We start from the raw sequence: 13641 nt of genomic DNA on the forward strand, positions 1-13641 counted from the left end.
CGTCAGGGCCTGCTCTGGCAGGCCACTGCTCGAACGGCGAGAGCACGCGAGAAGCGACAAGGATTACACCGGGGCAACCACAATGGGGCATATCACCCTTAACCTGAAGGACGAAACGCTTGCGTCGCTGCGCAAGGATTTCGACGCGTTCCTGCGCGTCTCGCTCAAACTCGACCCGCAGTTCGCCACGCCGGAATTCGAGGATTACCTGCGCGCGAAGCTGCTCGACAACATGACGCCGCTCACGGAGCACGCTGTGCAGCGGCTCCTGCAGGGCGGCCAGTACGCGTGGGCCAAGCGCACGCTCGACAAGGAATTCCCCGAGGTCGTCTCGATCCTGATGCGTCAGGCGGGCGAATTCGGTTTCGGCTTCGCGTCGCGGCCCGAGTGGACGCCCGACGAACTCTCGAAGCAGTGCCGCGACTGGGCGGCGGCCATCGTAAGCGAAGCCCAGGGCGACGACACGCTGGTCGATCCGCTGGCGGCGCAGATCAAATCGGGCGTGCAGGACATCCAGGCGCTCGAAGAGTCGATGCAGACGCCCGCGTGGCGCCTCACCGAGTCGCTGCGCCAGCGCGTGTACGAGGCGAAGATCGGCTGTGAACAGGCGAGCGGCAGCGCGGCACGCGAGCGTCTGGGCGAACTGCGCGGACTGCTGAGGCTCGGCGTCACGCATGGCGTGTTCCAGAAGCAGGAAGCGCAACAGATCATGGAGTATCTGCGCCTGCTCAAGCCCGAGATTTTCGTGGAGGAGCCCGACGACGTCTTCACGCGCCTCGCCGAGTGGATGCGCAACTTCTTCATGCCGCCGCAGCGCAGCACGGCGCGCGAGCAACGGCGCTGAGCGCTGGCGCGCCGCCTGAAAACGGCGCGCGCCCCGCTCTCCCCCTCAATCCCACATCTTCCTGAGCTTCGCGGCGATCTCGACCTTCGCCTGCGCGGCGGCGGCGAGTCCCGCCGCGCTCGGCGCGCCCGCCACCGGCGCGGGCGGCCAGGCGCGCGATTCGAACAGCGGCAGCATGGGCGTGGCGATGAAGCGCGTGCGCGAGGCCCACACGTGCCGGTCGCCCGACGCCACCTGGTTGTGCACGTAAAAGCGCTGCGGCACGACGATGTGCAGATCCTCCTTCGCGCGCGTCATCGCCACGTAGAGCAGCCGGCGCTCCTCCTCCAGCTCCTCGTCGCTGCCCGCGCCGAGATCGGACGGAATGCAGCCGTCCACGCCGTTGAGCACGAACACGTTGCGCCACTCCTGCCCCTTCGCCGAATGGATCGTCGAGAGGATCAGATAGTCTTCGTCGAGCAGCGGATCGGCGGATTCGGCGCTCGTGGCGTCGGGCGGATCGAGCGTGAGTTCGGTGAGAAAACGCTCGCGCGAGGCGTAGGTGCTCGCGATGCTCTCCATCTGCAGCAAGTCGGCGAGACGCACCTGGGCGTCTTCGTGATTGCGCTCGAGATGCGGCTCGTACCAGCGCCGCACGCGCTCGAATTCGGCCGGCCACGGCGTCGAGCGCATCGAGAGGCCGTCGATGAGCGACGCAAACGCGGGCCAGTCCTCGGCCGCGCGCGGCGGCGGCGCGAATGCCGCGAGCGCCTCGGCGGCGCGATACGCGCCCGTGCACGCGGCCACCTGGTCGAGCAGGCGCGCGGCGTTGGCGGGCCCGACGCCCGGCAGCAACTGCGTCACGCGAAACCCCGCCACACGGTCGAGCGGATTCTCGGCCCAGCGCAGCACCGCCAGCACGTCTTTCACGTGCGCGGCGTCGAGAAAACGCAGTCCGCCGAACTTCACGAACGGGATATTGCGCCGCGCCAGTTCGATTTCGAGCGTCGCGCTGTGGTGCGCCGCGCGAAACAGCACGGCCTGCTGCTTGAGCTTCATGCCCGCTTCGCGCGCCTCGAGAATCTGCTCGACGACGTAGCGCGCCTGGGTGGCCTCGTCGGCCACGGTGACGAGGCGCGGGCGCTGCTGCGAGGGGCGGTCGGTCCACAGGTTTTTGGTGAAGCGCTCGGCGGCGGCGTCGATCACCGCGTTCGAGGCCGCGAGGATCGGCGCCGTCGAACGGTAGTTGCGCTCGAGCGTCACCTGACGCGCGGGCGGATCGAACTGCGCCGGGAAGTCGAGAATGTTGCGCACGGTCGCGCCGCGAAACGAATAGATCGCCTGGGCGTCGTCGCCGACCACGGTGAGGCCGCGGCCATCGGGCTTGAGCGCGAGCAGGATCGAGGCCTGCAGGCGGTTGGTGTCCTGGTATTCGTCGACGAGGATGTGGTCGAAACGGCCCGCGAGATCGGCGGCAATGGCCGGCTCCGCGGCCATGTGCGCCCAGTAGAGCAGCAGGTCGTCGTAGTCGAGGACGTTCTGCTTCTGCTTGGCGTCCACGTACGACGCGAACAGCGCGCGCAGCTGCGGCTCCCACTCGAGGCACCACGAGAACGAGCGGTTGAGCACATTGGCGAGCGAATCGCCCGTGTTGACCGCGCGCGAATAGATCGCGAGGCAAGTCGATTTCGAGGGGAAACGCTTTTCTTTGGCCGAGAAACCCAGTTCGTGACGCACCAGATTCATGAGGTCCGCGGAATCCTCGCGGTCGTTGATCGTGAACGCCGGCGACAGGCCGATGTGATCCGCGTACTCGCGCAGCAACCGCGCGCCCACGCCGTGAAAGGTGCCCGCCCAGCTGAGCCCCTGCGCGAGCACGGCGGCCGCGCCCGGCGCGCTGGCGGCGATGCGCGCCACGCGCCGCGTCATTTCCTGAGCGGCGCGCCGCGAGAACGTGAGCAGCAGAATGCGGTGCGGGTCGGCGCCGCCCGCGATCAGATGCGCGACGCGGTGAGCGAGCGTATTCGTCTTGCCCGACCCGGCGCCCGCGATCACGAGCAGCGGGCCCGGCAGCGCCGAACCCGGCGCATAGCCCGCTTCGCCGCCGTGCTCGACGGCCTCGCGCTGTGCGTCGTTGAGTTTCGCGAGCCACGCGGAAACGGCATTGGCCGCTTCGGCGCGCGCCTGGCTGGCATCGGAGGCGGAGGAATCGGCAATGGAAACGGTGGACACGGCGGGCGCTGGGACGATGAACGAGGCGAATCGGGAAGGAGCGACGCATACTGTATATCCATACACCCCGCATCCGCAAGCGCCTGATTCCATGGCGATCTGGCGGGATTTAACGACAACGTCGTGGCGCGTTACGGCGCCGCCGACCTCCGGGAGTCACCAAACGAAACGGCGGCGCCCGTTGCCGGACGCCGCCGCTCACAAGCCCTGGCACAAGGCCGGCGCCCCCAAAGGCACGGGCGCCATCGGCATCAGCCGCTCGTCACTGCGACTGGCCGCCCTGCTGCTGGGCCGACATGCCGTTCATCTGGTCCTTCATTTCCGAGTCGTTGGCCTGACGGTCGGCCTTGTGGTTGATCTTCGCGTCCTTCACCTGCGCCTTGTACTGCGACTTCGCCTGCTTCTTCGCGTCGCCGTACTCGGCGTTCGCCGACTTCTTCGCGCTGCGGTATTCGGCGTTCGCCGCCGCGTTCGCGTTGCGCTTTTGCACCAGCGGGTCGGTGGACTGCGGTGCGGTCATGCCCTGCGGCGCGGGGGCGGGTTGCGCGATGCCCGCGGCCGCCGGCGCCTGGCTCGGCGCCTGGCCGGTCATCTGGCCCGGGGCAGCGCCCGGCGCCATGGCCGGTGCGCCGGAAGGCGCCATCGTTGGGGCTTCGCCGGCCTGTGTCGCGCCCTGGGTCGCGTTTTGGGCATACGCGCCCTGCGCGAATACGGCGGCAGTGGTCACGGTGGCAAAAGCGGCGGTAGCAGTGAGCAGCTTGGCGATCTGGGTCATGGCGTATCCTCTTTGCAGTGGTTCCGAAGGCGCTTTTGCAGCGGGCCAGCCCGCCACATCCGCACCCCCGCTCGATGGAGCCGCGCAGGAAAAACCTGGGCGGCGCTGTCGATCCGGGTGAAACCATTTTGGTATGAAGATCGCCGTGGGGTCCCGCGACGTTACTCAACGTTTCATTTACTGACGAATTCATAACATCTGGCCCCGAGATGTGACAGACGCTCTGGCAGCCCGCCATCGCTTATGATGCTCACCCTTCGCGCGCTAGCCGCACGCCTTTCGAATCTGAATCCGCCATGCCCAACCTCGATTTCACGCTGACCGGCGACTACGTCGAACTGCACAACCTCCTGAAGATCACCGGGCTCGCCGACAGCGGCGGCTCGGCCAAGCAGATCGTCGCCTCGGGCGCGGTGAAGGTGGACGGCGAAGTCGAGCTGCGCAAGACGTGCAAGATCCGCGCGGGCCAGGCCGTGCTGCTCGGCGACACGCGCATCGCCATCAAGGCGAGCGAGTGAGCCCCGCCGAAACTTGCCCGCAGGCGCCGGCTATGCACCAGATTTGAGCATCTGGATCGACAAGGTCGCTGTCTCGCAATAAGCTTTCAGTTCTGACAGACGAACCCTGCCACGCGGCGCGCTTATCTCGCGCCGCTTGTTTTTCATGACTCGAACCACGCTTTCCCGCCGCGCCGTTGCCGCGCCGCCCACACTGCGCCGCCATGCCGCCGATACCGCGCGCCTCGCCGGGCCGCTCGCGATCGCCCAGCTCTCGCAAATGGCGATGAGCGTGACCGACACGGTGCTGCTCGGCTCGCTCGGCGCCGACGCGCTCGCCGCGGGCGGCCTCGGCGCCAACATGTTCTTCGTGGTGGTGACCGTGCTGCAGGGCGTGCTGACCTCGGTGAGCGTGAGCGTCGCGCAGGCGCGTGGCGCCGACAACGAAAGCCACGTGCCGCACATCTACTGGACCGGTTTCGCGCTGTCCCTGCTGCTCTCGGTGCCGGCGTTCGCGCTGCTCTCGTTTGCCGAGCCGATCCTGCGCGCCCTCGGGGAGCCGACGCTGCTCGCGCATCACATCGGCGAATACACGGCCGTGCTGCGCTGGGGCGCGCCCGCCAGCCTCATCGGCGTGGGGCTCATGCGCTCGTTCCTGCCCGCGATCGGCGCGGCGCGGCGCCTCCTGTGGGTGTCGGTTGCGTGCGTGTTCATCAACGGCTTTCTCAACTTCGGCCTGATCCACGGTGCGTGGGGCCTGCCGCGCCTCGGCTTTCTCGGCTCGGCGGTGGCGACGACCATCACCGTATGGCTCACCGCGTTCGTGCTAATGGCGCTGCTGCACCTGCGGCCTTCGCATCAGCGCTTCGTCGTCGCGCGCCGGCCTACGGCACCGCTGATGGGCGAACTCTTCACGATCGGCTGGCCGGTTGCGATCACCTACGCGGTCGAAGCGACGCTCTTTCTCGCCACCGGCCTGCTCGCAGGCCTGCTCGGGGAGACGCCGCTCGCGGCGCACCAGATCGCCCTGAACGTGGCCTCCGTCACGTTCATGGTGCCGCTCGCGATCGGCCAGGCCGCCAACGTGCGCGTGGGTTACTGGTCCGGCGCGGGCGTGCCGCGCGCGGCGCGCCATGCGGGCTTCGTCGCACTCGGGCTCGGCGTCGGCTTCATGTCGCTCTCGGCGCTCGTGATGGTGCTGGCGCCGCACTGGATCGTCGGGCTCTACCTGCATCTCGACGACCCGGCCAATGCGCACACGGTCTCGCTCGCCGCCACGCTGCTCGGCGTCGCGGCCATCTTCCAGATCGTCGACGGCGCACAGACCGTGGGTTCGGGCTGCCTGCGCGGCCTCAAGGACACGCGCGTGCCGATGCTCGCGGCCACACTCGGCTACTGGGGCATCGGCTTTCCGCTCGGCTACGCGCTCGCGTTTCACTTCGGCCTCGGTGCGCTCGGGCTCTGGTGGGGGCTGGCGGCCGGGCTCACCACCGTCGCCGTGCTCATGACATGGCGCTTTCACCGCATGAGCCGGCGCTCGCCGGCTCATGCCGCCACGGCGAGCCGTGCGGCCTGAAGCGCAGCCTGAAGCGTTTACTTAACCGGCCGGGCCGCACCGGCTCGACCGGTTAAAATACGCGCCTGGCGCCGCAAGCGGCGTCCGTCCCACGAGGGCAAGAACATGGCGCTGCAAGGGACTGGAGACAGCCGCGCCCCGCGAGCGCCGCCGGCCACCCCGGCACCGTGCGCCAGATAACGAACCCACTCACGGACCACCCCTTCATGCTTGCCCCGATTACCCGACTCTTCCCGCTCTGGGCCGTCCTCGTTTCCCTGCTCGCCTACTTCGATCCGGGCCTCGTCGCGCCGATCGCGCCGCACGTCACGACGCTCCTGATGATCATCATGCTGTCGATGGGCGTCACGCTCTCGTTCGCCGACTTCCAGCGCGTCTTCACGCGGCCCGCGCCGGTCGCCGCGGGCATCTTCCTGCACTACCTCGTCATGCCGCTGGCCGCCTGGGCAATCGCCAAAGTGCTGCACATGCCGCCCGATCTCACCGCGGGCATGGTGCTCGTGGGCAGCGTGGCGAGCGGCACGGCATCGAACGTGATGATCTATCTCGCGCGCGGCGATGTCGCGCTTTCGGTGACGATCAGCGCGCTGTCCACCCTCGTCGGCGTCTTCGCGACGCCGCTCCTGACCCGCCTTTACGTCGATGCCTCGATCGTCGTCGATGTGCGCGGCATGCTCATGAGCATCCTGCAGATCGTCGGCCTGCCGATCGCCATCGGCCTCGTCGTGAACCGCCTTGCGGGCTCGCTCGTGCGCCGCGTCGAGCCCGTGCTGCCGCTCGTCTCCATGGTGTCGATCCTCGCGATCATCGCCGCCGTGGTGGGCGGCACGCATGCGAGCATCGCCACGGTCGGTCCGCTCGTCGCGCTCGGGGTGGTGCTGCACAACGGCATCGGCCTGCTCGGCGGCTACTGGGGCGGCCGCCTGCTCGGCTTCGACGAATCGGTGTGCCGCACGCTGGCCATCGAAGTGGGCATGCAGAACTCGGGCCTCGCCGCGACGCTCGGCAAGCTCTACTTCTCGCCGCTCGCCGCCCTGCCGGGCGCGCTCTTCTCGGTGTGGCACAACCTCTCGGGCTCGGTGCTCGCCGGCTACTGGGCCGGCAAGCCGGCGCGCGGCAGCACGCGCGATGCGCAAGGCGCTGCGAACGCGTCGACCGAGCGCGTTTGATCGACCGCGGACATTTCCGGCCGCGCTCAAACCTCAGATGCTTGCGGCCCGGAAATTGCAAACGCAGCGTGTCCGCCGCCGCAAGCCCGGCGGGCCGCTTCCCGTAGAATCTTCGTGAAGCCGTGCAATGAAAACGAACCATCACGCGGCGCGCCGCCATGGAGAATCCGTTTGCCCGCGCATCCCGCCCGATCCGAAGCCGTTACGCAACCCATGACCTTGCGGCGCGCGCCGCTGCAGGCCCCGTTCCGAGCCTTCTTCGCGCTCGTTTGCCTCGCGCTGGTCGCCGGTTGCGCGACGCGGCCGCCCGCCACGGACTACCCGCGCGAGACGAGCGCGGCGCTGCCGGCGCAGCAAGCCAGCGCCACGCCGCTCGGCGCCGCGCTCGCCGCCCCCGTTGCGGCTCACCCCGACGAATCGGGCTTTCGTCTGCTCGCCACCGGCACCGACTCGCTGCAGATGCGTGTCGCGCTCGCGCGCGCGGCGACGAAGACGCTCGACATGCAGTACTACATCGCCAACGAGGACACCACCGGCAAGCTGCTGCTCGGCTCGGCGCTCTATGCGGCCGATCGTGGCGTCCGCGTGCGCATGCTGGTCGACGACCTGAACTTTCACGACATCGACCGCCTGATGGCCGCGCTCAACAGCCATCCGAACATCCAGATCCGCGTGTTCAACCCGTACGGCAGCACGAGCGAGTCGATGTACCTGCGCACGCGCAACTTCTTCACGAACGTCGACCAGTTCACGCGCCGCATGCACAACAAGGCGACGATCGTCGACAACGAAATGGCGATCGTCGGCGGCCGCAATCTCGGCGACGAGTACTTCAACGCGAGCCCGACGATCGACTTCCGCGACCTCGACGTGCTCACGGCGGGCCCGGTCGCGCAAAGCGTCTCAGCAAGTTTCGACGAGTACTGGAACAGCTCGATCTCCTACCCCTTGCGGGTGCTCAATCATCAGAAGTTCGACGCACACGATCTGGACACCGCCCGCGACGACCTGCGCCGCCACTGGCGCGAGAGCGCCGAACCCTACAACGCCAAGCCGCTCAACGCCACGCCGCTCGCGCAGCAGATCGCGGGCAACACGCTCGGGCTCGTCTGGGCGAAATGGGCGTTCGTGGCCGACTCGCCCGGCAAGATCGCGGGCACCGAAAAAGGCGAGCTGGGCGACGCCATGCGCGCGCTGCTCGATCGCATCCATCAGGCGCACAGCAGCGTGCTGGTGTTCTCGCCTTACTTCGTGCCGCACGACACGGGCGTGCAGAGCATCCGCGCGCTCACCTCGCACGGCGTGCGCGTGGCGATCCTCACCAATTCGCTCGCCGCCACCGACGCCGTGGCGGTGCAGGCCGGCTACAGTCCCTACCGCGTGCCGCTACTCGAGGCCGGCACCGAGCTTTACGAGTTCAAGCCGCAGCAGGGCGAGCACGCCGACGAGCGGCGCTTCGGCGTGGTCGGTTCGCGCTCGCGCGCGAGCCTGCATGCCAAGGCCTACGTGATCGACGACAGCACGCTCGTGATCGGCTCGCTCAATCTCGATCCGCGCTCGGCGCGCCTGAACACCGAGCTTGCGCTCACTGTGGAAAGTCCGCCGATCGCGCATGAAGTTGCCGACCTGTTCAAGCGTGCGACCTCGCCGCAGGTGAGCTACCACGTGACGCTCGCGACACCCGCGCAACTGGCCCTGCTCAAAGGCACGACGGTCACCTCGCCGCTCGTCTGGACCGACGAGGAGAACGGCATGATCCGCACCTACAACCTCGACCCTGGTGCGGGTTTCTACAGAAATGTCCTAACCGGGCTATTCTTGCTCTTGCCGGTCGATAGCCAACTGTGAAGCGGATTTGAGCGCAGGTCGCTATCGGGCGAGCAAAACGTAGAACGCTTGATTTACGTCGTACCGTCCGCCGTCGAGCCAGCCGCGAAGCCGCTTGCGTCACAGTTGCCACGCGAGACGCGCAGCGCCGCCGCAGCCCAGCCACCACGCGGATCCGAACCCGTCACGAAAGCGGCGCTCTCCTGCGCAGCGCAAGGCGCGCGAGCCGAAGGCGCCGCCTCAATTACCGGAGTATCAAATGACCGCAAGCAACGAAAACGTCCGCATGGAGCGCGACACGTTCGGCGAGATCGCCGTGCCCGCCCAGCAGCTTTGGGGCGCGCAGACGCAGCGATCGCTTCAGAACTTCCGCATCTCCACCGAAAAGCAGTCGCCGGAACTGATCACGGCGCTCGCGACGATCAAGCGCGCCGCGGCCGAAGTGAATCTCTCGCTGGGCGTGCTCGACGAGACCAAGGCGCACGCGATCATGCAGGCCGCCGACGAGATCATCGCGGGCAAGCATCCGGGCGAATTCCCGCTCGCGGTCTGGCAAACGGGCTCCGGCACGCAAACCAACATGAACCTCAACGAGGTGATTGCGAACCGCGCGAGCGAGATTCTGGGCGGCGAGCGCGGCGAGGCGCGCAAGGTGCATCCGAACGACGACGTTAACCGCGGCCAGTCGTCCAACGACGTGTTCCCGACCGCGATGCACGTGGCCGCCGCCTACGGCATCGTCAAGCATCTGCTGCCGGCGCTCAAGACGCTGCGCGATACGCTCGATGCGAAGGCGAAGGCCTTCGCCGACATCGTGAAGATCGGCCGCACGCACCTCCAGGACGCCACGCCGCTCACGCTCGGCCAGGAGTTTTCGGGCTACGTCGCGCAGCTCGATCACGGCATCAAGCACGTGGAATCGTCATTGCCGCATCTCTACGAACTCGCGCAGGGCGGCACGGCCGTGGGCACGGGCCTGAACGCGCATCCGCAGTTCGCGCACAAGGTGGCGGAAAGCATCGCGAAGCTCACGGGCGTGCCCTTCGTCACCGCGCCCAACAAGTTCGAAGTGATGGCCGCCGCCGACGCGCTCGTGTTCGCGCACGGCGCGCTCAAGACCGTGGCGGCGAGCCTCATGAAGATCGCCAACGACATTCGCTGGCTCGCGAGCGGTCCGCGCTGCGGCCTGGGCGAACTGTCGATTCCCGAGAACGAGCCGGGCAGCTCGATCATGCCGGGCAAGGTGAACCCTACGCAGTCCGAAGCAGTGACGATGCTCTGCTGCCAGGTGTTCGGCAACGACGTCGCCGTGAACATGGGCGGCGCGAGCGGCAACTTCGAGCTGAACGTGTTCCGCCCGATGATCGCGCACAACGTGCTGCAATCCATCCGCATGCTCGCCGACGGCGCGCTCAGCTTCAACGATCACTGCGCGGTGGGGATCGAGCCGAACCGCTCGCGCATCGACACGCTGCTCAACGAATCGCTCATGCTCGTGACGGCGCTCAATCCGCACATCGGCTACGACAAGGCCGCGCAGATCGCCAAGAAGGCGCACAAGGAAGGCACCACGCTCAAGGCCGCCGCGCTCGCGCTGGGACACGTGACCGAGCAGCAGTTCGACGAGTGGGTGAAGCCCGGCGAGATGGTGGGCAACGCGAAGCAATAGGCTTGATTTGCAGGGCTGAAATGCAAAACGGGCGGCGTGGTTCAAACCCTCGCCGCCCGTTTTTTCATGCTGGCGCAACAGCGTGCCTGTGTATCAAACCTGTCCTTTCGCGACTTCCTCGGGCTTGAGTTCGACGATCGCGTCGAGCGCTTCCTTCACGTCGAGCGCGTACTTCGCGAGGCGCTTCTGCTCGTCCGTTTCCGGCACGTAGGTCGGCACGGGAATCGGATTGCCGTTTTCGTCGACGGCCACGAACACGATCAGGCAGTCCGTGGTGAGGCGCAGCTGGCCGCTCTTCGGATCGCCGGCGTGCACGGTGATGTGAATATGCATCGACGTGCGGCCCGTGGCGACCACGCGCGCGCGCAACTCGACCATGTTGCCGACGAGAATCGGCCGGCGAAAGCGGATATTGCCCACGCTCACCGTCACGCAATAGCGGCCGGACCAGACCGCGGCGCACGCATAGGCCGTCTCGTCGATCCACTTCATCAGCGCACCGCCGTGCACTTTGCCGCCGAAGTTCACCGAAGTCGGCTCGGCGAGGAACCGGAACGTCGTTTCCGAACGGTCCAGCGGCTGGGTAGGCGTCTTCATCTCGGCTTGGCTCATGGCGAAAAGCCGCGTACGGCGGCTCGTATGGTGGGGTAAGGAGGCGTCGATTATACGAGCGCAATAAGACAGACGGTCGCAGCCATTTACGAAACGCCATCTGCAATGGTTTTAGTTCGCCGCGAATCGCGCCCGGTAATCGAGCGGCAGCACGCCGTAAGATCTTTCGAACGCGCGCCGCAGATTCTGTTCGGTCCCGAAACCGCAGTCGGCCGCAATGCGCTTGAGCGGCCGGCGCGACTGCACGAGCGCGTGCGCGGCGGCCTCCACGCGCATCGCCGCGACCGTGCGCGCCGGCGTGCGCCCCACCGCATCGACATAGCGGCGCGCGAACGTGCGCGGGCTCATGCGCGCTTCTTCGGCGAGGCGCTCGACGCTGAGCTCGCCGTGCAGATTGGCGGCCATCCAGCCGTGCAGCGCGTCGAACTCCGCGCCCGCGCTGGCCTGAGCCGTGAGCGCCTCGCTGAACTGCGACTGGCCGCCGGGCCGCTTCATGAAGACGACGAGGCGGCGCGCCGCCTGCATCGCGACCGCATGGCCGCAGTCCTCCTCGATCAGTGCGAGCGCGAGATCGATGCCCGCCGTGACGCCCGCCGACGTCCACACCGCGCGACCGTCGCGCTCGTCGCGGATGAAAATCGGCTCGGGATCGACTTCGACGCGGGGAAAGCGCCGCGCGAGCTGGGCGGCGTTGCGCCAGTGCGTGGCTGCGCGGCGGCCGTCGAGCAGGCCCGCCGCGGCGAGATAGAACGCGCCCGTGCAGACCGAGGCGACGCGGCGCGCGTACGGCGCAGCCGCCGCGATCCAGGCGACGAGTTCGGGTTGCAGCGCGGTGCTGTCGTCCTCTGTGTCGTAGATAGGGATGCCGGGCACGATCAGCGTGTCAATCATGGCGGGGTCGAGCGTGTCGAGCCGCTCGGTGACGATCGGCATGCCTGCGAAGGTGGGCAGCACGCCGCCGGCGACCGAGGCGAGCGTCGTGCGGTAGGCGCAGGACTCGCCGCCGCTTGTGCCGCTCGCGGCGCGCATCGCCAGCTCGGCGCGCCAGAACGCCTCGACGGGGCCGCAGGCGTCGAGCAGCACGAGTTCGGGCGCGACGGCGAACACGACATGGCGTGCGGCGGCATGGGACGGCGGTTGAAACGGCATGGCGGCGGACTCGATGCTGACGATGTGTCCGCATCATCGCACGCGCGCGTTTGGCAGTCAGGTCAAAGTAACATCAAATACTGCCAGATGAAGCCTCGCCGCTCACTTGTGGAACGTGATGCCCTCGTCGATCGTGCCGTACATCGTGATGCCGCTCGCGCCGCTCGACGACGGCGGCGCGGAACCGCCTGCACAGGCGGCGCACAAGGCGGCGAGCGCCGCGGCGGCAAAAAGAGCCAGAAAGCGTTTCATAAAAGGCCGGGCCAATTGCGTGAACAAACAATTTTAGCGCGGGGCTCCTGCGCGCCGCAGTACGGACCGTCGCAGGCAATGCTTCGGCCCCGTCGCGGGGCTATCCAACGCCTGCAATCGATACTTCAGCGTAGACTGAAACGTCGAATGCGCGATTTCACTAAAATAACGATATGGGCGACGTTAGCCGCCATCGCAACCCACGAAGGAGCCGCCATGAACCTTCCCGCCACCGACGAATCGAGCCACTTCCCGGGCCTCGCACGCGTTGCCGCACTGCTCGCCGATCCTGGCCGCGCCGCCATGCTGTGGGCGCTGATGGACGGCAGCGCGCGGCCCGCGGGCGAGCTCACGATGATTGCGGGCCTGTCGCCTTCGGCGGCGAGCGGCCACCTCGCGCGCCTGACCGACGGCGGGCTCCTCGCGCTCGACGTGCGCGGCCGCCACCGCTACTACCGCATCGCCAACCCCGAGATCGCCGCGGCGATCGAGGCGCTCATGAACGTCGCGCAGGTGTCCAACGCCGTCACCTCGCAGCGCCCCGCGCCGCGCCCCGCGCGTACGGTGCCGCTCGAGATGCGCCATGCGCGCACCTGCTACGACCACATGGCCGGCGAAGTGGCCGTGCACGTGTTCGAGCGCCTCGTGGACGGCGGCCTGCTGGTGCGCGACGGCGACACGCTCGAAGCCACGCCCGCGGGCGCGGCGCGTCTCGCGGCCTGGGGCGTGGACGTGGCGGCGTTGCGCACGCGGCGGCGCCGTTTCGCCTGCACCTGCCTCGACTGGAGCGAGCGCAGGCCGCACCTGGGCGGCGCACTCGGCGCGGCGTTGCTCGATTCGTGGACGCAGGGCGGCTGGGTCGAGCGCACGAGCCGCGCGCGCGTGTTGCGCATCACGCCCAGGGGACAGCGCGAGTTCGACGCGATCGCCGGCGCCTGAACGCCGCGTGTGCGCGTCGAATTAGCTGACAAATACCCGACAAAATCGCCGATTTCGCGCGCAAAAATGCGCGTTTCGCCTGCGGTCACACGTTCTGTTACATCTGGTGCATAAGCCTTAA

The 13641-nt window shown here is 67.8% G+C and carries 12 protein-coding genes; 7 read left to right on the forward strand and 5 right to left on the reverse strand.

All coding sequences use genetic code 11. From position 1 onward, the window contains the following. Nucleotides 1-82 precede the first annotated feature (82 nt). Entirely contained in the window at nt 83-844 is a 762-nt protein-coding gene (locus tag AB4Y35_RS16140; protein ID WP_368705060.1) for a DUF4088 family protein, read from the forward strand. 45 nt (nt 845-889) lie between these two features. On the opposite strand, the gene AB4Y35_RS16145 is transcribed toward AB4Y35_RS16140, so the two are convergent. After that, entirely contained in the window at nt 890-3148 is a 2259-nt protein-coding gene (locus AB4Y35_RS16145; RefSeq protein WP_368705061.1) for an ATP-dependent helicase, read from the reverse strand. 169 nt (nt 3149-3317) lie between these two features. Next, nucleotides 3318-3830 (reverse strand): hypothetical protein, encoded by a 513-nt coding sequence (locus tag AB4Y35_RS16150; RefSeq protein ID WP_324154229.1) that lies wholly within the window; start codon nt 3828-3830, stop codon nt 3318-3320. Between the two features lie 296 nt (nt 3831-4126). On the opposite strand from AB4Y35_RS16150, the gene AB4Y35_RS16155 reads away from it, so the two are divergent. The 5 genes from AB4Y35_RS16155 (at nt 4127) to fumC (ending at nt 10568) form a co-directional block, all read left to right on the forward strand. Continuing rightward, a complete protein-coding gene (locus tag AB4Y35_RS16155; protein WP_028206712.1) occupies nt 4127-4348 on the forward strand; it encodes an RNA-binding S4 domain-containing protein in 222 nt (73 codons plus the stop codon). Nucleotides 4349-4493: 145 nt separating this feature from the next. Continuing rightward, a complete protein-coding gene (locus AB4Y35_RS16160) occupies nt 4494-5903 on the forward strand; it encodes an MATE family efflux transporter (protein ID WP_368705062.1) in 1410 nt (469 codons plus the stop codon). A gap of 206 nt (nt 5904-6109) precedes the next feature. Next, on the forward strand, nt 6110-7072 hold the full coding sequence (locus AB4Y35_RS16165; protein ID WP_368694569.1) for a bile acid:sodium symporter family protein: 963 nt from the start codon (nt 6110-6112) through the stop codon (nt 7070-7072). Between the two features lie 213 nt (nt 7073-7285). Further along, nucleotides 7286-8920, forward strand: coding sequence for a phospholipase D family protein (locus AB4Y35_RS16170; protein WP_368705423.1), 1635 nt, complete (start codon nt 7286-7288; stop codon nt 8918-8920). Nucleotides 8921-9158: 238 nt separating this feature from the next. Beyond that, the gene (gene fumC / locus AB4Y35_RS16175) at nt 9159-10568 is read left to right on the forward strand and encodes a class II fumarate hydratase (RefSeq protein ID WP_368705063.1); all 1410 of its coding nucleotides are present in this window, start codon (nt 9159-9161) and stop codon (nt 10566-10568) included. Nucleotides 10569-10661: 93 nt separating this feature from the next. Here the strand turns inward: fumC and AB4Y35_RS16180 are convergent, their stop codons facing one another. From AB4Y35_RS16180 to AB4Y35_RS16190, 3 genes are all read right to left on the reverse strand, one after another. Then, nucleotides 10662-11165, reverse strand: coding sequence for an acyl-CoA thioesterase (locus AB4Y35_RS16180; RefSeq protein ID WP_069262939.1), 504 nt, complete (start codon nt 11163-11165; stop codon nt 10662-10664). 126 nt (nt 11166-11291) lie between these two features. Beyond that, nucleotides 11292-12329, reverse strand: coding sequence for a GlxA family transcriptional regulator (locus AB4Y35_RS16185; protein ID WP_368705064.1), 1038 nt, complete (start codon nt 12327-12329; stop codon nt 11292-11294). Between the two features lie 102 nt (nt 12330-12431). Next, the gene (locus AB4Y35_RS16190; RefSeq protein WP_342921823.1) at nt 12432-12581 is read right to left on the reverse strand and encodes a hypothetical protein; all 150 of its coding nucleotides are present in this window, start codon (nt 12579-12581) and stop codon (nt 12432-12434) included. Nucleotides 12582-12797: 216 nt separating this feature from the next. Between AB4Y35_RS16190 and AB4Y35_RS16195 the strand changes: the two genes are divergently transcribed. Further along, the gene (locus AB4Y35_RS16195) at nt 12798-13520 is read left to right on the forward strand and encodes an ArsR/SmtB family transcription factor (protein WP_368705065.1); all 723 of its coding nucleotides are present in this window, start codon (nt 12798-12800) and stop codon (nt 13518-13520) included. Nucleotides 13521-13641 lie beyond the last annotated feature (121 nt).

This window comes from Paraburkholderia sp. EG286A (genome assembly GCF_040965375.1).
Taxonomy (GTDB): Bacteria; Pseudomonadota; Gammaproteobacteria; order Burkholderiales; family Burkholderiaceae; genus Paraburkholderia.